This window comes from Janthinobacterium breve (assembly GCF_051380895.1).
Lineage (GTDB): Bacteria > Pseudomonadota > Gammaproteobacteria > Burkholderiales > Burkholderiaceae_D > Janthinobacterium.
In genome coordinates this window covers 288,861-306,692 of sequence record NZ_JBNYXY010000008.1, presented here as the reverse complement: position 1 = coordinate 306,692, position 17,832 = coordinate 288,861, and the positions used below count along the sequence as shown (strand labels likewise).

General features: G+C 63.5%; 15 protein-coding genes. 3 read left to right on the top strand and 12 right to left on the bottom strand.

Annotated features, from left to right (window positions below; all coding sequences use genetic code 11):
* Positions 1-43 precede the first annotated feature (43 nt).
* The 6 genes from moaA to ACQ4W0_RS17850 all read right to left on the bottom strand — a co-directional run bounded on the left by moaA (position 44) and on the right by ACQ4W0_RS17850 (position 8,547).
* Positions 44-1,030, bottom strand: a complete 987-nt coding sequence (gene moaA / locus ACQ4W0_RS17875; RefSeq protein ID WP_436577952.1) for a GTP 3',8-cyclase MoaA — start codon at positions 1,028-1,030, stop codon at positions 44-46.
* 102 nt (positions 1,031-1,132) lie between these two features.
* Complete coding sequence (locus tag ACQ4W0_RS17870) at positions 1,133-1,879, bottom strand: peptidylprolyl isomerase (protein ID WP_436577951.1); 747 nt, start codon at positions 1,877-1,879, stop codon at positions 1,133-1,135.
* A gap of 25 nt (positions 1,880-1,904) precedes the next feature.
* Positions 1,905-2,591 (bottom strand): respiratory nitrate reductase subunit gamma, encoded by a 687-nt coding sequence (gene narI, locus ACQ4W0_RS17865; RefSeq protein ID WP_436577950.1) that lies wholly within the window; start codon positions 2,589-2,591, stop codon positions 1,905-1,907.
* A gap of 27 nt (positions 2,592-2,618) precedes the next feature.
* The gene (gene narJ / locus ACQ4W0_RS17860; protein ID WP_436577949.1) at positions 2,619-3,287 is read right to left on the bottom strand and encodes a nitrate reductase molybdenum cofactor assembly chaperone; all 669 of its coding nucleotides are present in this window, start codon (positions 3,285-3,287) and stop codon (positions 2,619-2,621) included.
* Positions 3,288-3,296: 9 nt separating this feature from the next.
* A complete protein-coding gene (gene narH, locus ACQ4W0_RS17855) occupies positions 3,297-4,847 on the bottom strand; it encodes a nitrate reductase subunit beta (RefSeq protein ID WP_436577948.1) in 1,551 nt (516 codons plus the stop codon).
* A 1-nt stretch (position 4,848) separates the two neighbouring features.
* On the bottom strand, positions 4,849-8,547 hold the full coding sequence (locus ACQ4W0_RS17850; RefSeq protein ID WP_436577947.1) for a nitrate reductase subunit alpha: 3,699 nt from the start codon (positions 8,545-8,547) through the stop codon (positions 4,849-4,851).
* A gap of 244 nt (positions 8,548-8,791) precedes the next feature.
* On the opposite strand from ACQ4W0_RS17850, the gene ACQ4W0_RS17845 reads away from it, so the two are divergent.
* The gene (locus ACQ4W0_RS17845; protein ID WP_436577946.1) at positions 8,792-9,163 is read left to right on the top strand and encodes a ribonucleotide reductase subunit alpha; all 372 of its coding nucleotides are present in this window, start codon (positions 8,792-8,794) and stop codon (positions 9,161-9,163) included.
* On the opposite strand, the gene ACQ4W0_RS17840 is transcribed toward ACQ4W0_RS17845, so the two are convergent.
* The 3 genes from ACQ4W0_RS17840 to ACQ4W0_RS17830 all read right to left on the bottom strand — a co-directional run bounded on the left by ACQ4W0_RS17840 (position 9,149) and on the right by ACQ4W0_RS17830 (position 12,544).
* Complete coding sequence (locus ACQ4W0_RS17840) at positions 9,149-9,844, bottom strand: carbonic anhydrase (RefSeq protein WP_436577945.1); 696 nt, start codon at positions 9,842-9,844, stop codon at positions 9,149-9,151. The two genes, ACQ4W0_RS17845 and ACQ4W0_RS17840, sit on opposite strands and share 15 nt — an antisense overlap.
* A gap of 61 nt (positions 9,845-9,905) precedes the next feature.
* Positions 9,906-11,291, bottom strand: a complete 1,386-nt coding sequence (locus ACQ4W0_RS17835; protein WP_436578054.1) for a NarK family nitrate/nitrite MFS transporter — start codon at positions 11,289-11,291, stop codon at positions 9,906-9,908.
* 8 nt (positions 11,292-11,299) lie between these two features.
* Complete coding sequence (locus ACQ4W0_RS17830; protein WP_436578053.1) at positions 11,300-12,544, bottom strand: MFS transporter; 1,245 nt, start codon at positions 12,542-12,544, stop codon at positions 11,300-11,302.
* A 281-nt stretch (positions 12,545-12,825) separates the two neighbouring features.
* Here ACQ4W0_RS17830 and ACQ4W0_RS17825 point away from each other — a divergent pair, with 281 nt between their 5' ends.
* The gene (locus tag ACQ4W0_RS17825; RefSeq protein ID WP_436577944.1) at positions 12,826-13,272 is read left to right on the top strand and encodes a GNAT family N-acetyltransferase; all 447 of its coding nucleotides are present in this window, start codon (positions 12,826-12,828) and stop codon (positions 13,270-13,272) included.
* Between the two features lie 99 nt (positions 13,273-13,371).
* Positions 13,372-13,749 (top strand): SirB2 family protein, encoded by a 378-nt coding sequence (locus tag ACQ4W0_RS17820; RefSeq protein WP_436577943.1) that lies wholly within the window; start codon positions 13,372-13,374, stop codon positions 13,747-13,749.
* Between the two features lie 4 nt (positions 13,750-13,753).
* On the opposite strand, the gene ACQ4W0_RS17815 is transcribed toward ACQ4W0_RS17820, so the two are convergent.
* From ACQ4W0_RS17815 to ACQ4W0_RS17805, 3 genes are all read right to left on the bottom strand, one after another.
* Positions 13,754-16,216 carry a TonB-dependent siderophore receptor gene (locus tag ACQ4W0_RS17815; RefSeq protein ID WP_436577942.1) on the bottom strand — a complete coding sequence of 821 codons (2,463 nt, stop codon included), beginning with the start codon at positions 16,214-16,216 and terminating at the stop codon, positions 13,754-13,756.
* Positions 16,217-16,300: 84 nt separating this feature from the next.
* Positions 16,301-17,302, bottom strand: a complete 1,002-nt coding sequence (locus ACQ4W0_RS17810; protein WP_436577941.1) for a FecR domain-containing protein — start codon at positions 17,300-17,302, stop codon at positions 16,301-16,303.
* Entirely contained in the window at positions 17,275-17,787 is a 513-nt protein-coding gene (locus ACQ4W0_RS17805) for a sigma-70 family RNA polymerase sigma factor (protein WP_436577940.1), read from the bottom strand. The genes ACQ4W0_RS17810 and ACQ4W0_RS17805 overlap by 28 nt, the downstream gene beginning before the upstream one ends.
* Positions 17,788-17,832 lie beyond the last annotated feature (45 nt).

Genomic DNA, 17,832 nt, shown 5'->3' with positions numbered 1-17,832 from the left:
GCCTTGAATTTCATACTGCCCTTGAATGTAAATACAAGCTGCCTCAGCCGCCCGTCTGCGCCATGAACCTGATAATTTTATCGGGCTGCGTATTGAAATCGTGCTGCTGCGGCTTCAGTTCGATGGCGGCGCGGATCGCCGCTTCGATCTCCGCATCGGTGGCCCCGCCGCGCAGCATGGGGCCGAAGGCGAATTTTTCTTCCTGGCCCAGGCACAGGTACAGGGTACCATCGACGGACAGGCGCACGCGGTTGCAACTGGCGCAGAAATGCTGCGACATGGGCGTGATGAAGCCGATGCTCGAGCGACCATCGGGTGTCGCCATATAACGCGCCGGCCCGCCGCCCAATTCTTGCGCCTGCGGCACCAGGCCAAAGCGGGTCGCCAGGCGCTCACGCACTGGCCCCAGCGGCATGTAGCAGGCATTGCGGCCCGTACTGCCCATCGGCATGGCTTCGATCAGGCGCAGGATGAACTGCTGCTCGATGCAAAACGCGGCCATCGCCTCGATCTGGCCGTCATTGACGCCGCGCATGGCCACCATATTGATCTTGATGGGGTCAAAACCGGCTGCCTTGCCCGCCATCAGGCCGTCTAAAATAGGCTGCAGGCTGTCGCGTCCCGTGATCTGCTGCATGCAGGCGCGGTCCAAAGAGTCCAGGCTGACATTGATGCGGTCCACGCCCGCTGAGCGCAGGGCCACGGCGTGCTTGCCCAATTGGGTGGCGTTCGTCGACAGCGACAGGTCCTGCAAGCCGGGCAGCGCGGACAGCTTTTGCGCCAGCTCGGGCAGGTTGCGCCGCAACAGCGGCTCGCCGCCCGTCAAGCGCACGCGGCGCGTGCCGAGACGAACAAAAATACCCAGCAGGCGTTCGATCTCATCGAACGTCAGCCAGTCCTTCGGCTCTTCGAAGCCGCGAAAGCCCTTGGGTATGCAGTAACTGCAGCGCAAATCGCAACGGTCGGTAACGGACAGCCGCACATAATCGATCGAACGGCCAAAACGGTCCTGCAACTTGACGCTACCCATGACTCTACTCCTGTTACTTCCTTGATTGTAAGGGCTGGGGCACGATCTGGCTGTGCCCCAGAAGGCCTAGCGGCCTACGCCTTCCGGACTACGCATTTCAGCCTACTGAACCAACGGACTGGCTGTGCCTTCGAGCTCGATGCCGGCGATGTCGGCGCGCCCCACCAGCATATGCAGATACTGGTGCACGGCGCGCTGCCACGCTGCGCGCGACAGGCGGTCGGCGATCTGCGCCTGCACCGCCTCGTAGGCGATAGCCTGGCCTTCGACCCGGCGCAGCACCTGCACGATGTGGTAGCCGAAGCGCGTTTCCAGCAAGTGGCCGGCCAGCGCGCCCGCCTCCAGGCGGAACAGCAGCGCGTCGAATTCCGGCACGCTCTGGCCCGGCGACAGCTGGCCCAGGTTGCCGCCCAGCGCGCCCGACGGGCAGTTCGAATACTGCGCCGCCAGTTCGGCGAAGCGTTCGGGCGCCAGTTTGATGGCGTCAAGCACGGCTTGCGCCGTGGTGCGCAGCAGCTCCAGGGGCGCTTCCGGCGTCACCTGGAACAGGATGTGGCGCGCCTCGACCAGCGCGCCGCTACGAAACAGCTGCGGGCGCTGCGCATAAAAGGTGCGGCAAGCCGCATCGTCGGCCGGCGGTACGCGCACTTCCTGCTCGAACAGCGCTTCGACCAGGGCATCGTGGCCATCTGCTTGCAAGCGCAGGCGCTGAGCCTCGTCCAGCAGCAGACGGCGCAGCACCAGTTCATGCACGGCCTGCTTCAGCGGATTGCCCGCCTGCTGGTGGTGCGGCAGTTCCTGCGCGATGTCGGCGTCGTCGATATCGATGCCGTTGACGGAAATTCCCATGATGATTCTCCTTTCAATGACCGCCTTAGCGGCGGCGCACCAGTTGATAGGCGCGGCCAAGATAGCCAATGGCGCCAAAGCCGCTCCACACGTGCACCAGGCGGGTGAACGGGAAGATGACGAACAGCGACATGCCCATGAACAGGTGCAGCTTGAACACCAGCGGCGCATCGACGATGAAGCTGGCGGCGTCGCCGCGGAAGGTGACGATGTGCTGCGCCCAATTCATCAGCAAGACCATCATGTGGCCATCCATGTGCGAGGCCGAGACAAAGATCGACGACAGGCCCAGCAGCAAGGTCAGCAAAATCCACACCATCACCAGCTTGTCGCCGGCCGTGGTGACGGCGCGCAGGCGGTCATTGGAAAAGCGGCGCACCAGCAAGATCAGCAAGCCGACCAGGCACAGGCCGCCCATGATGCCGCCGGCCGCCATGGCCACGCCCTGTTTCAGGCTGTGCGTCACACCCAGCGTATCCCACACCCAGACGGGCGTGAGCAGGCCGGCCGCATGGCCGAACAGCAGGCCGATGATGCCGATGTGGAACAGGATATTGCCCAGGCGCAGGCTGCCACGGTGCAGCATCTGGCTGGAATCGGACTTCCACGTGTATTGCTCGCGGTCGAAGCGGATCAGGCTACCCAGGAAAAAGATGGCCAGCGCGATGTATGGGTAAATGCCATACACAAATTGATGCAAATAATTACTCATGATAACTCCTCGTCATGCGGGCGCGATTCAAGCGGCGCGCCGCGGCTGCGGGTGAAAATGCACGGGATGGACGCCGCCCGGGGCTTGGCGCAGCAACGGCTCGACGCCATCCGCACCGGGACCGAAGGTTTCCAGCGCTTCATCCATGTCGCGGATGGGCGGTTCGGCCAGCATTTCGGCCGCCACGGGGCTCAGGCGTTCGAGCACCGTGAAGACAGGCGCATACGGACTGCCGTTGGCCGTCAGCTTGCGGCCGACGTGCGCCAGCACGTGGACGGCGTCGCCCAGAAGAGGCGCCGAAGCCGCCTCGTCGAGCTGCGCCAGGAATTCCAGGAACAGGGGCACGAAGTCGGGCAAGTCGTCGCCCACCATCTGCAGGCCGTGGCGCTTGTATTCCTCCATCAGGTCGACCATGGCCTGGCCCCGGTCGCGCGATTCGCCGTGGATATGCTCGAACAGGTGCAGCGAGTGAGACGGGTTGCGGTCGAACGTGGCCACGTACTGCTGCTGCAGGTCGATCAGGCTGCTGCTTTCCAGGTGCGCCAGCAAGGGCCGCAGCAAGGGGTACATCAAGGCGTGCTGCTCCGGCATGGCCGCCAGCGCCGCGTCCAGCTCGGGCAGGTGGGCGATCAGCTCGGGTTCGGGATACAGCAACAGCCGCGAGAGGATTTGATAGTGATTCATAGCGTGTGTCATATCGGTTCCTTAAGCGCCTGGCGCCGTTTTGCGCGACTTCGGCATCTGCATGAAGATGGCCGAACCGTGTTTTTTCTTGCCGAACAAGGTCGGTTCGCTGGTGCCGTCCGAGCAGCCGTTGCCGAAGCTGAAGCCGCACGAACCCTTCTCGTTGAAGCTGTCCTCGGCCATTTCCTTGTGGCTGCTGGGGATGACGAAGCGGTCTTCGTAATTGGCAATCGCCATGATGTGGTACATGTCCTCCACCTGCGCCTTGGTCAAGCCCACTTGCTTGAGCACCGTGAGGTTCTCCACCTTCTCGACCGTCTTGCTGCGCATGTAGGCACGCATGGCCAGCATGCGGTCCAGCGCCGAGACGATGGGCGGCTGGTCGCCTGCCGTCAGCAAATTGGCCAGGTATTGCACGGGAATGCGCAGGCTTTGCGTGTCCGGCAGCATGCCATTCACGCCCAGCTTGCCCGATTCCGCGGCCGCCTGGATCGGTGACAGGGGCGGCACATACCACACCATGGGCAAGGTGCGGTATTCAGGATGCAGCGGGAACGCTACCTTCCATTCGACGGCCATCTTGTACACGGGCGACTTGGCGGCAGCTTCCAGCCACAGGTCGGGGATGCCCTGGCGGCGCGCCTCGGCGATGATAGCCGGGTCGTGCGGATCGAGGAACAGATCGAGTTGCGCCTGGTACAGGTCCTGCTCCTGCGGCACGGAGGCCGCTGCCTCGATCTTGTCGGCGTCATACAGCAGCACGCCCAGGTAGCGGATGCGGCCCACGCACGTTTCCGAGCACACGGTAGGCTGGCCAGCTTCGATGCGGGGGAAGCAGAAGGTGCACTTCTCCGCCTTGCCGGACGACCAATTGTAGTAAATCTTCTTGTACGGGCAACCGGAGATGCACATGCGCCAGCCGCGGCACTTGTCCTGGTCGATCAGCACGATGCCGTCGTCTTCGCGCTTGTACACGGAGCCGGACGGGCAAGACGCCACGCACGTCGGGTTGAGGCAATGCTCGCACAGGCGCGGCAGATACATCATGAAGGTGTTTTCGAAGGTGCCGTACATTTCCTTCTGCATGTTGTCGAACAGTTTGTCCTTGCTGCGCTGGGCAAATTCACCGCCCAGGTCATCTTCCCAGTTCGGACCCCATTCGATCTTTTCCATCTTCTTCCCCGTCAGCACGGAGATGGGACGGGCCGTCGGCGGCGTCTGCGACAGGGGCGCGCTTTGCAGGTGCTCGTAATCGTAGGTGAACGGCTCGTAGTACTCGTCGATGGCCGGCAGGTTCGGGTTGGCGAAAATATTCGCCAGGATTTTCAGGCGGCTGCCCTGGCGCGGCTCGATCTTGCCCGCGTCCGTGCGGCGCCAGCCGCCATTCCATTTGTCCTGGTTTTCCCACTGCTTCGGATAGCCGATGCCCGGCTTGGTTTCAACGTTGTTGAACCATGCGTACTCGACGCCGTCACGGCTGGTCCATACATTTTTGCAGGTGACGGAACAGGTGTGGCAGCCGATGCACTTGTCCAGGTTCAGCACCATGCCGATTTGCGCTCTGATTTTCATACTATGCTCCTTCTTCCTGCAACGGGCCTTCCAGCCAATCGACTTTGTTCATTTTGCGCACCAATACGAATTCATCGCGGTTGGAGCCCACCGTGCCGTAGTAATTGAAGCCGTAAGCCAGTTGGGCGTAGCCGCCGATCATGTGCGTCGGCTTGGGCACGGCGCGCGTGACGGAGTTATGGATGCCGCCCCGCTTGCCCGTCATCTCCGCGCCGGGCACGTTGATGATCTTTTCCTGGGCGTGGTACATCATCGTCATGCCGGCCGGGATGCGCTGGCTGACGACGGCCCGCGCCGTCAGGCTGCCGTTCACGTTGAAGACTTCGATCCAGTCGTTGTCGACGATGCCGGCCGTTTTCGCGTCCGTCTCCGACAGCCACACGTGCGGTCCGCCGCGCGACAGGGTCAGCATGCGCAGGTTGTCCGAATACGTGGAGTGGATACCCCATTTCTGGTGCGGCGTCAGGAAGTTCAGCGCCAGTTCCTTGTTGCCGTTCGGCTTGGTGCCCAGCAGCGCTTCCGTCGTCTTGGTGTTAATCGCCGGCTTGTACACACACAGGCCTTCACCAAAATCGCGCATCCACAGGTGATCCTGGTAAAACTGCTGGCGGCCCGTCAGCGTGCGCCATGGGATCATTTCATGCACATTCGTATAGCCGGCCGTGTAGCTGACTTCTTCGCTTTCCAGGCCCGACCAGGTGGGCGAGGAAATGATCTTGCGCGGCTGCGCCTGCACATCGCGGAAGCGGATGCTGTCATGCTCGCGCGGTTTGGCCAGATGCGTGTGCTCGCGGCCCGTGATGCTGGAGAGCGCGGCCCAGGCCTTGACTGCCACGTGGCCATTCGTTTCCGGCGCCAGCGTCAGGATCATCTCGGCCGCATCGATGGCCGTGTCCAGGCGCGGCTGGCCCTTGGAGACGCCTTCTTCGAGCACCGTGCGGTTGATGCCGCGCAGTACGTCGACTTCATGCCCCGTTTTCCAGGAAATGCCCTTGCCGCCATTGCCGATGGTTTCCAGCAGCGGTCCGATCGAGGTGAACTTCTTGTACACGTCGCGGTAATTGCGCTCGACCACCGTCATGTTCGGCATGGTCTTGCCCGGTACGGCTTCGCATTCGCTGGCGCGCCAGTCCTTGGGATCAAAAGGCTGACCCAGCTCGCCCGGCGTGTCGTGCATCAGCGGCGTGAGGATGATATCTTGCTGGGTACCCAGCAGCTCGCCACCGATTTCCGAGAACTTCTCGGCGATGCCCTTGTAGATCTCCCAGTCCGACTTCGATTGCCACAGAGGCTGCACGGCTTCCGACAACGGGTGGATGAACGGGTGCATATCCGAGGTGTTCAAGTCGTCCTTTTCATACCAGGTGGCCGTCGGCAGCACCACGTCGCCATACAGGCAGGTGGTCGACATGCGGAAGTCCAGCACCACCAGCAGATCGAGCTTGCCTTCGGCGGCGGGACGTACTTTCACCTGTGTCGGCGTGATGCAGTCCGCTTCGTCGCTGAGCAAGCCGTTCTGCGTGCCCAGCAGGTATTTCAGGAAGTATTCGTGGCCCTTGCCCGAGCTGCCCAGGATATTCGAGCGCCAGACAAACATATTGCGCGGGAAGTTGGCTGGATTATCCGGGTCGTCGCAAGAGAACTGCAGCTGGCCGGCCTTGATCTGGTCCAGCGCATACGCGGCCGGCGCCTGCCCCGCCGCCTTGGCGGCCTTGGCCACTTCCAGCGGATTGGTTTGCAGCTGCGGCGCCGATGGCAGCCAGCCCATCCGCTCGGCCTTGGCGTTGTAGTCAAGCAGGGTCAGGTCGCCCGTGCCGCTGGCGGCCGATGGCGAGGCGATGTCGCCCGTTTCCAGTTTTTCGTGGCGCCACTGGCTGGTGTGCGCATAGAAGAACGAGGTGCCGTTCATCTGGCGCATCGGCCGCACCCAGTCCTGGGCGAAGGCCAGCGGCGTCCAGCCCGTTTGCGGACGCAGCTTTTCCTGGCCCACGTAATGGGCCCAGCCGCCGCCGGACTGACCGATACAGCCGCACATCATCAGCATATTGATGATGCCGCGGTACGTCATGTCCATGTGGTACCAGTGATTCAGGCCGGCGCCCACGATGACCATGCTCTTGCCGCGCGTCTGGTCCGCGTTTTGCGCGAACTGGCGCGCCACGGTGATCACGTCGGCGCGTTTCACGCCCGTGTGCTTTTCCTGCCATGCTGGCGTGTACGGCACGTCGTCGTCATAGCTTTCCGCCACGTTTTCGCCGCCCAGGCCACGGTCGATGCCGTAGTTGGCCAGGGTCAGGTCGAACACGGTGGTGACCAGGGCGGTAGTGCCGTCGGCCAGGCGTATCATCTTGACCGGCACTTTACGCAGCAGCATGTCGGCCGCATCCTTGCCGCCAAAATAGGCGAAGCCCACTTCGGTGACGGCGTCGCTGTCGTTGATCAGCGAGAGCATCGGCACGATGGGCACGCCGCTGCCACCCGCCTTCTGTTCCAGGTTCCACTTGCCCGACTCGCCCCAGCGGAAGCCGATGGAACCGGCCGGCGCCGTGATGGTGCCCGTGGTTTCGTCTATGACCAGGGTTTTCCATTCAGGATTGTTGGTCTCGTCGAGGTTGTTGTCCAGGTGCGAAGCGCGCAGGAAGTAGTCGGGCACCAGGGTGCCGTTATGCTCCTTGAGCAGCACCAGCATGGGGAAATCCGTGTACTGGCGCGCATATTCGCGGAAGTAGTCGGACTGGCCTTCCGAGTGGAATTCCTTCAGGATGACGTGGCCCATGGCCAGCGCCAGCGCGGCGTCCGTGCCCTGCTTGGGCGCCAGCCAGATGTCGCCGAACTTCACCATTTCGCCATAGTCGGACGAGATGGCCACGGTTTTCGTGCCCTTGTAGCGCACTTCCGTGTAGAAGTGGGCGTCCGGCGTGCGCGTCATCGGCACGTTCGAGCCCCACACCATCAGATAGGTCGAGTTGTACCAGTCGGCCGATTCCGGCACGTCCGTCTGTTCGCCCCACACTTGCGGGCTGGCCGGCGGCAAATCGCAGTACCAGTCGTAGAAGCTCAGTGCCACGCCGCCGATCAACGACAGGTAGCGCGTGCCGGAGGCATAGCTGACCATGGACATGGCGGGAATCGGCGAGAAGCCGACGATGCGGTCCGGGCCGTATTTCTTGATCGTCAGCGCATTCGCGGCGGCGATGATTTCATTCGATTCTTCCCACGTGGCGCGCACGAAGCCGCCCAGGCCACGGATGGACTTGTATTGCTGCGAGCGCACGGGGTCCTGGCTGATCCAGTCCCAGGCGGTGACGGGGTCCATGGTCTTGCGCGCTTCGCGCCACATTTCCATCAGGCGGCCGCGCACCATCGGATATTTCACGCGCTGGGCCGAATACACATACCAGGAATAGCTGGCGCCGCGCGGGCAGCCGCGCGGCTCGTGGTTGGGCAGGTCGGGCCGCGTGCGCGGGTAATCGGTTTGCTGGGTTTCCCAAGTGATCAGGCCATTCTTGACATACACCTTCCAGCTGCACGAGCCGGTGCAGTTCACGCCATGCGTGGAACGCACAATCTTGTCGTGCTGCCAGCGCTGGCGGTAAGCGTTTTCCCAGGTACGGTCTTCATCGACCACGGTGCCATGGCCGTTCGAGAACGGCTCGGCAGGCTTGCTAAAAAATTTAAGACGGTCCAAAAAGTGACTCATGCTACCTCCACATTGCGCCGCAGGAGCGGCGCCAGGTCTCAAAAAACGCTACAAGCAGGATGGCTCAAGCGTCGATACAAACAGTCTATCGATGCGCCCCGCCCGGCGGTATTGGCAAGAAGTCGGTTTCCCGCACCAGGAATGCATAGGCGCGTAGTCACCCTGGTAGTCACTATTGCCTATGGGCGCCGCGAGCGTGCTGCGGTATACCTGTCGTCATCGTTCAACACAGAGAAAGAGCACCATGTCCATTACCGACTACGCCAGCCTGCTGCGCAGCGCCCGCGACCAGGAGCAGCCGCAACGCCTGCTGTTCACCTTTACCCAGGCGCAGGCCCAGCCAGGCGGCCAGGGCAAGTCGCTCACGCCCGTGATGTGCGCCGACAAGCTGCCCGATGAACTGGGCAGCTTCGATACATTGATGGAGGAGTCGAAACAGATGCAGACGCACTGGGACGTGGTCTTCGTGGCGGGATTGGCGGGCCAGGACGGCCAGCCGCCCGCCGCGCAGGAATGCGAAGCGCCCCTGCGCGCCATGGTGACGGCCATCGAGCAAGGGCGCATCGACGGCCTGCTGGCGTTTGACCGCAGCGGCGATCTGTTACGTTTTAGCTGAATCCGGCCAAGGGCGCTCGTGCAGGTGGCGCGCCCGCTCGATTGGGCAAACCAGCGGCAAGAACTGCTGCTGGCGCGCCGAATAGGCCATCAGGGCGCCGCTGTCGATGTCGAAATACCAGCCATGCAGTTTTAACACCCCCTGCTCCACCCGGCGCTTGAGCCAAGGGTAGGTCAGCAGGTTGTCCAGCGACTGCAGGATGCTGGCCAGCTCGCACGCATGGTGCTGCTCTTCCGATGAACGGTGCGCCAGCTCGCGCCGTACGCGCTGCGCCACAGGTTCGGCAATGCGCATCCACTGTCCCACGAAGTCCGTTTCCTGTCCTTCCGCGCGCGGCTGCGGTTCCAGCAGCGCGCGGATGCCGCCGCAGCGCGCATGTCCTAACAAGATGACCCTGGCCACTTCGAGCTTGCAGACGGCAAACTCGATGGCCGAACTGACGCCGGGCGGCGCGTCGGGCGTGCACGGCGGCACCAGGTTGGCGATATTGCGCACCACGAACATGTCACCCGGGTCGCTGCCCGTCAGCAGCATGGGGTCGACGCGCGAATCGCAGCAGCCGATCAGCAAGGTCGTGGGCCGCTGCCCGTCGCGCAGGCTGTCGTACAAGGTCTGCGGCTCGCTGAAGTACTGCTGCTGAAACAGGCTGAAGCCGTTGACGAATTTTTCCAGTTCTTCCATGACTACCTCGAATACTTTGTACAACGCCCGGCAAGCAGGACTTGCCAGGCGTTCTGCTCACTTAACAAGGCATGGGCGCGTTCTTGCGCGCATAGCACCACCAGGTGATCGCGATGCAGCTCACATAAAAGCCGATGAAGCACCACAGGGCCGCGTCAGGGCTGCCCGTCAGCGAAATCGAGGTGCCATAGCTTTTCGGAATGAAGAATGCTCCGTAGGCCGCCACGGCCGACGTGAAGCCCAGGACTGCCGCGCCTTCCTTGTTGGCGTCGACGATGGCTTGCTCCTGCGCCACCTTGCCCTTGCCGGCTGCCGCGCGCTGGTGCTCCGTCAAAAAGATCACGGGGATCATGCGGAAGGTCGACGCATTGCCGATGCCCGTGCCGGCGAACAGCAGCATGAACATCCAGAAGAAACCGCTGAAGCTTCCACCCACGCCCGCTTGCGGCATGAAGTACAGCACGCCCAGCACGGCGCCTATCATCAAGAGGAAGGACCACAGGGTGACTCTGGCGCCGCCCAATTTGTCGGAAATCACGCCGCCGGCCACGCGCGCCAGCGCGCCCACCAGGGGGCCCAGGAAGGCGTAATCGAGCGGATTCACGTCAGGGAACTGGATCTTGATCAGCAGCGGAAACGCGGCCGAATAACCGATGAAGGAGCCAAAGGTGCCCGTGTACAGCCAGCACATGAGCCAGTTGTGCTTGCGCTTGAAGATCACGGCCTGCTCGGAAAACGAAGCCTTGGCCGAGGCCAGGTCATTCATGCCGAACCAGGCCAGCAAGGTCGACAGCGCGATGAATGGCACCCAGATGAAGCCCGCGTTTTGCAGCCACATGTCCTTGCTCACGCCATTCTTGACCCAGGTGAGCGAATCGCCGCCCCAGGCGCCGAAGACGGCGAAGGTGATCACCAGCGGCACGACGAACTGCACCACCGACACGCCCAGGTTGCCCAGGCCCGCATTCATGCCCAGCGCGAAGCCCTTGCTCGCCTTCGGATAGAAAAAGCTGATGTTGGCCATCGACGAGGCGAAGTTGCCGCCACCGAAGCCGCACAGCAGCGCCAGGATCAGCATGGTCGGATAGCCCGTGTTCACATCCTGCACGGCCAGGCCGATGCCGATGGCGGGAATCAGCAGCGACCCCGTGGAAATGGCTGTCCAGCGGCGGCCGCCAAAGATCGGCACCATGAACGAATAAAAGATGCGCAAGGTGGCGCCGGACAAGCCCGGCAAGGCCGTCAGCCAGAACAGCTGGTTATTGCTGTAGGTGAAGCCGATGTTGGGCAGGTTGACCACCACCACGCTCCACACCATCCACACGGCGAACGCCAGCAGCAGCGCGGGAATCGAAATCCACAGATTGCGCGCGGCCGTGGCCTTGCCCGTTTTTTGCCAGAAACTCGGGGTTTCCGGCTCCCAGGTATTGATCATGTAGCGGCTCACGGGGTTACTCATAACGTTACTCCTGCAGGTTGATTGGTTGGTGCCGCGCGCAGCGGCTTGAACGAGAAATACATCCAGACGAGGGAAACGCAGACGGTGCCGTACAGGAGCATGAAGGCGCTCGAACGCACGCCGGTGAAGTCCACTAGGGCGCCGAACATCACGGGCAGGACGAAGCCACCGAGACCGCCGGCCAGGCCCACCACACCCGAGACGGCGCCGATGTTGTCGGAAAAATCATCGCCGATGAACTTGAAGACGGACGCCTTGCCCACAGCCATGGCGATGCCGACAATGAACAGCAGCGCGGTGAACCACAGCGGCGACAGGCCGATATGGAAGGCCAGCGGCCCCGTGACGGTTTCCACCACCATCTGCGTTTGCGGATACGACAGCAGGAAGAAACACACCCAGCACACCCACATCACGGCCCAGGTGACTTTGGCCGCACCATATTTGTCCGAGATCCAGCCGCCCAGCGCGCGCAGCACGCCGCCCGGCAGCGAAAAGCAGGCAGCCAGCAGCGCCGCGTGCTTCAAATCAAAGCCGTATTCGGCCACGTAGTACTTCGTCATCCACAACGCCAGCGCCACGTAGCCGCCGAACACCACCGAGTAATACTGGCAGTAGCGCCACACGCGCGGATCCTTCAGCACTTTCATCTGCGCCGAAAAACTCTCGCCCGATGGCGCCAGGTGCGATTTGTCCGTGTACGAAAACAGCCAGAAGATGATGGCCGTGGCCAGCATGGCTACCGCATACACCTTCGGCAGCATTTGCCAGCCGAAGGCGGCGACGATGCCCGGCGCGACGAACTTGGTCAGCGCGGAACCGGAGTTGCCGGCGCCGAAAATGCCCATCGCCAGGCCGCGGCGCTCCTTTTCATACCAGCGCGCCACATACGGCGTGCCGACGGAAAACGAGCCGCCCGCCAGGCCCACGAACATGCCCAGCACAAGGAAGTGCCAGTAGGCGGTGGCGTAGGAAATCAGGTAGATCGGCACCACGCTGGCCAGCATCAGCAAGAAGAAGACGCGGCGTCCGCCGTATTTGTCCGTCCAGATGCCCAGGGGCACGCGCACGAGGGAGCCCGTCAGCACGGGCATGGCGGCCAGCAGGCCGAATTGCGTTTCCGTCAAGCCCAGGCTGGTCTTGATGGGGATGCCCAGTACGGCAAACATCATCCAGACTGCAAAGCAGATGGTAAACGCGAAGGTACTGCTGATCAGCACGGACGCCTGCTTGCGCCGCATGCCCGGTTCGACTGCCTTGTTACTACTGTTGTTCTTAGTGCCATCTAGGGTAGCCACGATGTTTCTCCATGAATGCACTGGCCGTCTGGCCAGCCGTCCCGACCAGCTTACGTGGCAGAGGGGAAAGGCACTATTGGCCACAGGGTGATTCTGGAAAGGCAATCTGGATAGCCGTATCGGCAAAAGTGACTAGATGGCGGGGTGTGGGACTAGCCTGGATGGCGGGTATTTTACAAAAGGACGCGTTTTTGGCACACTCGACGCCTGGAAAAAGGAGCGGCATGGAGAACGGACACGAACCAGAGCAAATCATTACCCGCGTGGCCAGGCCTGGCGACGTGGAAGCCATGCTGGCCTGCGATGCCTATGCACAGGCGCACCCGGAGCGGGGCAACGCCGTGCGCACCGCCGTCGACAGGGATCTATGCATGGTCGCCATCCGGGCCGGCCAGGTCGCCGGCTATGCGCTGCTGCACGAGGACTTCTTCGGCTACGGTTTTGTCTCGCTGGTGGCGGTCGCTCCCGGGCAGCAGCGGCGCGGCGTGGGACTGCGCCTGCTGGCGGCCGCCGAAGACGCGTGCGCGACAGCGAAACTGTTCACGTCGACGAACGCCTCCAACCTGGTCGCGCAACAGCTGTTCGCCAGGGCGGGCTTCGTGCGCAGCGGCCGGATCGACCATCTCGATGAAGGCGATGCGGAACTCGTGTACGTCAAATTCCTGCCTTAGGAGCGCAGACAGGAGCGCCTCATCCCGACGGCGTATGGCGCGGCGCGCCAAAGGCGGCTATGCTGTCGCCACCGTCAATCAACGCCCCCGACATCACGCATGGATTATCTGAGCCTCAAGCATTTCCACATGGGTTGCGCCGCCGCCAGCGGCTTTCTTTTCCTGTTGCGCGGCGCCTGGATGCTGCGCGCCCCGGCCAAGCTGCAGCAGCGCTGGGTGAAGGTGCTGCCGCATCTGGTCGACACGGCCTTGCTGGCCAGCGCCATCGCCCTGGCCGTGTGGAGCGGCCAGTCGCCCGGCAGCCAGCCGTGGCTGGCCGCCAAGCTGTGCGCGCTGGTCGGCTACATCGTGCTGGGCACCATCGCCCTGAAACGGGGCAAGACGCCGGCCGTGCGCGGCGCCGCGTTTGCCGGCGCCGTGCTGCTGTTTGCCTACATCGTCGGCGTGGCCGTCACCAAGCAGGCCTGGCCACTCTGATGCATCAAAAGATGTAGCGCAGGGTCACGCTGGCGTTGCGCGGCGCGCCCCAGTAAGCCTGGTTGTACATGCCGAGCTGGCTGTAGTAATGCTTGTCGAACAGGTTGTTGACGTTTGCCTGCAGCGACAGCTGGCGCGACAGCGCGTATTTCGCCATCAGGCTGGCCACGGCGTAACCGGCCTGCTCCACGCGTTCGACACCGTTCGGGCCCGTGGCGTCGCGGTAGGCGCCGCTCTGCCAGTTCACGCCGCCGCCCACCGATAGCGCCCGCCAGTCGCCACGCAGCTGATACGTGGAAAACACGCGCGCCAGGGTTTGCGGCACATAGCTGTTCAGGCGCGCGCCAGTGCTGTCCTCGGCCGCTGCATGCGACACGCTGGCCGACACGTTCCAGCCCTTTGCCAGCTCGCCCGAGACGTCCAGTTCCACACCCTTGCTGGTGGTGCCCGATGCCGCGAAATACGCCTGCGTCAGCGAATTGCCGACAACATGGCCCGTATCTTCCTGCGCCAGGCCATCCTGCGCGATGCGGAACACGGCCAGCGCCGCATTGAGTTTTCCGCCGAAATACTCGCCCTTCACGCCCGCTTCCACGTTCTTGCCCTGCACCGGGTCGAGATAGCGGCCAAACCGGTCCTGATAGCCCTGCGGCTTGAAGATCTTGCTGTAGCTGGTGTACAGCGCATGCTGCGCATCGATATCCCACACCAGGCCCGCGTACGGCGTGACGGCATGCTTGGCGTAGGCGTAGCTGCCGCCCCAGTCATCGACGTGATCAGCCTTGTAGCGGCTGTAGCGCGCGCCGACGATCAGTTTCAAAGGGTCGGCCAGAGAAAGGCGCGCCGTGCCGTAGATGCCGCGCTGCTGCACCGTGTCGAGCAGCTTCCAGCGCGAGAAGCCGGGATCGTTCCAGTCCGGCTCCGGCGTCACGCCCTGCCACCGCTCAAAATTGCCGTAATCGACGCTGCCGCCGGCAATGCCCGGATTGCTGGAGAACTGGTTGCTGCCCGAAACGCCAAACGCCAGGTCGTGCGTGCGGCCCAGCAGTTGCACCGGCCCCTGTACATAGGTGTCGACGCTGTCCTGGCGCCGCGTGCCCGAGTAAAAGCCCGAGTAGCCCGTCACGCCCTGCCCCGTGGCCTTGTCCGGCCAGGTATTGGCGAAGAGTTCGGCCGCCGAATAATTACCCCAGCCGTGATTCAGCATGGCCGTCAGGTTCCAGCCGCTGCCCAGGCTTTGCTCCAGGCGCAAGAAAGCCGTCTGGCTGGTGCTGAACCAGCGGCTCCAGGTGGTGGCCGTGGTGGCGGAGCGGGAAAACGTGGCGCGCTCGCCATTTGCATACCACAGCGGCAAGCCGCCATACATGCCGCCGCGCGGGCGGTTATCCTGGTATTCATAGCCGGCGATCAGCACGCTGCCTGGCGCCAGATCCGCTTCCACGGTGGCATACGCCATGGCCTTCTTGCCGTGGTACAGATCCACATATGATTCGCTGTCCTGGTAGCTGGCCACGAAACGGCCACGCACCTTGCCATCTGCAGTCAACGGCGTGGACAGGTCCGCGCTGACGCGCGCATTGTTCCAGGACCCCAGGCTCAGGGACGCCGCGCCGGCCAGCTGCGTCGACGATGCGCGCTTGCGCACCAGGTTGATGGTGGCCGACGGTTCGCCCGCGCCCGTCAGCAGGCCCGTGGCGCCGCGCACGATCTCGACCCTGTCGTAGGCCGTCATGTCCAGCGTGCTGTCGCCCACGCTGAACGCATTGTCGACCGTGGTGGGGATGCCGTCATACTGATAGCTGGCGATGGAAAAGCCGCGCGCAAAAAACGAGGTGCGGTCGCTGTCGTAGCGGTTGATGGCCACGCCGGCCGCGTTTTGCAGCACGTCTTCCACCGTTTGCAGGTTCTGGTCATCCATTTGCTGGCGCGTGACCACGCTGACGGCTTGCGGCGTCTCGCGCACGGACAGGCCCAGGCGCGTGGCCGAACGCATGCTCTGCGTCGTATACGAGCCGCTGCCTTCCGTCGCGCCGTTGGCATCGGCGCTGGCGGTGACCTTCGTCTCGGGCATGGTCTGGCCGCCGTCGGCCGGCGCCACGTCGAGCACATAGCCGCCATTCGCCTGTGGCACAGCGCGCAGGCCCGAGCCGGCGACGATGGCGCCCAGCGCTTCAGCCACGCTGTAGCTGCCTGTCAGTCCGGCGCTGCGCTTGCCTGCCAGCGCGGCTGCCTGGTAGGAAATCATGGTGCCCGTCTGCTGGCCGAAGCGCACCAGTACCTGTTCCAGGGTGCCGGCTGGTATCGCCAGTTCGATGCGCGCCGCATTGGCTGCCTGGGCAAGGGGTGCGGCAGCCGAAGCGCCGCTGGCGGCCAGCAGCCACAGGGCCTGGCTGACGGCCAGTGCCGCCACGCTGCGGCGGCATGTGCTGGAAACGGAAGAAGCGTAAATAGGTGTTGTGCTGGGCATGCGGACTGGTTTCCTGAAAGTGAATGAAGGGTTCACTTGCTATGTCACGCGAAAATCGCAAACCCCTCACTTTTCAGAAAATAATCATGAATTCTTCCGATGCGGCACCACGGTCACCCAGAAGCGCGTGCTCTGGCGCACATCGATGGGCAAGGTGCGCGTCAGCATGTCGAGCACCTGCCCCGTATCAGCCAGCGGGTAGATGCCGGACACGCGCAGCTGGGCGACGGCCGGATCGCAAGCCAGACGCCCATGACGGTAGCGCGCGAGCTCGCCGATAAAGTCGGCCAACGGCATGTCGTGCGCTACCAGCATGCCCGCCGTCCAGGCATCCGCGCCGGCAGGCAAGGCCTCGACTGCCCCCATGCGATCCGCCGTGAACATCGTTTGCTGGCCGGGGTACAGCCTTTGCACGGCGCCGGGCGCCAGCTTTGGCATGATGTCGACAGCGCCCGCGAACACGCCCAGGCGCGTGGCCTCGCCACCGGCGCGCACGGCAAAGCGCGTGCCTACAGGCTGCAAGCGGCCCTGAGCCGTCTGCACGATAAAAGGCCGGCCGGCAGGATCACGCGCCGTGCTGACCATGATCTCGCCCTTTAATACAGTCACTAGGCGCTGGCCTGCATCATGGCGCACGTCGATGGAGGTGGCCGTATTCAAGGCGATGTGCGTGCCGTCTGCCAGCACGATGTGGCGCAATTCGCCCGTGGCCGTGCGGTAATCTGCCAGCCAGCATCTTGCCTGTTCATCGCCGCCCGCCAGCCAGGCACCGCCGCCCACTGCCAGCAGTGCCAGCAACTTGAGCGACTGCCGGCGCGCGGCACTGGCCTGCGCATGGATCGGTTTGCGCGCCAGGGTGCCATGCGCCAGCGGCGCGGGCAAGGCACGCATGCGCGCCATGCAGCCTTCCACGTGCAGCCAGGCTTGCTCGTTTTCCGGGTCACTGCCGCGCCAGGCGCGCCATGCCTGCTCCACTTCCGGCGTGGCGTCGCCAGCCTGCAGGCGCACCAGCCACTCCACGGCCTGAAGGCTGGCCGCTTCCGGCGTGAAGGCGCCCATCACGGCGCCGGCTGGCAAAAGAAACACTGGTGCATGGCTTTGACCAGGTGGCGCTGCACGGTGGCCAGCGAGATATTCAGTTCCAGCGCGATGGCCGCCTGCGGCATGCCATCGAGCTGCGACAGCAGGAAGGCGCGGCGCACGGCCGGCGCCAGGCCATCGAGGCGGCGGTCGATGTCGAACAATGCTTCGAGCAGAATCGCCTGCGCTTCGGGATCGGGCGCGTGCTGTGCCGGCAAGCTGGCCAGGGTGTCCAGGTAGGCCGCTTCCAGGTCGCGGCGGCGGTACAGATTACCCAGCACGCCCTTGGCCACCGTCGTCAAAAAGGCCCGCGGCTCGCGCGCGGCGATGGCCACGTCGCGGTTCAGCAGGCGCATGAAGGTGTCATGCGCCACGTCGGCCGCGTCAAAGGCGTTGCCCAACTTATGCCTGAGCCAGCCTTGCAGCCACCGGTGGTGTTCGTGATACAAGCCGCCCACCTCCTGGTGAGCGCCGGGTTGGGCAGCCGACACGTTGCATACTCCCTAGTTTGCAAATAATAATGATTCGCATTCTAA

Excerpts from the sequence above, each read along its gene's own strand:
- ACQ4W0_RS17840 (WP_436577945.1), bottom strand. The coding sequence starts at position 9,844 with ATGGAAGAACTGGAAAAATTCGTCAACGGCTTCAGCCTGTTTCAGCAG.
- moaA (WP_436577952.1), bottom strand. The coding sequence starts at position 1,030 with ATGGGTAGCGTCAAGTTGCAGGACCGTTTTGGCCGTTCGATCGATTAT.
- narI (WP_436577950.1), bottom strand. The coding sequence starts at position 2,591 with ATGAGTAATTATTTGCATCAATTTGTGTATGGCATTTACCCATACATC.
- narJ (WP_436577949.1), bottom strand. The coding sequence starts at position 3,287 with ATGACACACGCTATGAATCACTATCAAATCCTCTCGCGGCTGTTGCTG.
- ACQ4W0_RS17845 (WP_436577946.1), top strand. The coding sequence starts at position 8,792 with ATGTCCATTACCGACTACGCCAGCCTGCTGCGCAGCGCCCGCGACCAG.
- ACQ4W0_RS17825 (WP_436577944.1), top strand. The coding sequence starts at position 12,826 with ATGGAGAACGGACACGAACCAGAGCAAATCATTACCCGCGTGGCCAGG.
- ACQ4W0_RS17815 (WP_436577942.1), bottom strand. The coding sequence starts at position 16,216 with ATGCCCAGCACAACACCTATTTACGCTTCTTCCGTTTCCAGCACATGC.
- ACQ4W0_RS17830 (WP_436578053.1), bottom strand. The coding sequence starts at position 12,544 with ATGCGGCGCAAGCAGGCGTCCGTGCTGATCAGCAGTACCTTCGCGTTT.
- narH (WP_436577948.1), bottom strand. The coding sequence starts at position 4,847 with ATGAAAATCAGAGCGCAAATCGGCATGGTGCTGAACCTGGACAAGTGC.
- ACQ4W0_RS17850 (WP_436577947.1), bottom strand. The coding sequence starts at position 8,547 with ATGAGTCACTTTTTGGACCGTCTTAAATTTTTTAGCAAGCCTGCCGAG.
- ACQ4W0_RS17870 (WP_436577951.1), bottom strand. The coding sequence starts at position 1,879 with ATGGGAATTTCCGTCAACGGCATCGATATCGACGACGCCGACATCGCG.
- ACQ4W0_RS17820 (WP_436577943.1), top strand. The coding sequence starts at position 13,372 with ATGGATTATCTGAGCCTCAAGCATTTCCACATGGGTTGCGCCGCCGCC.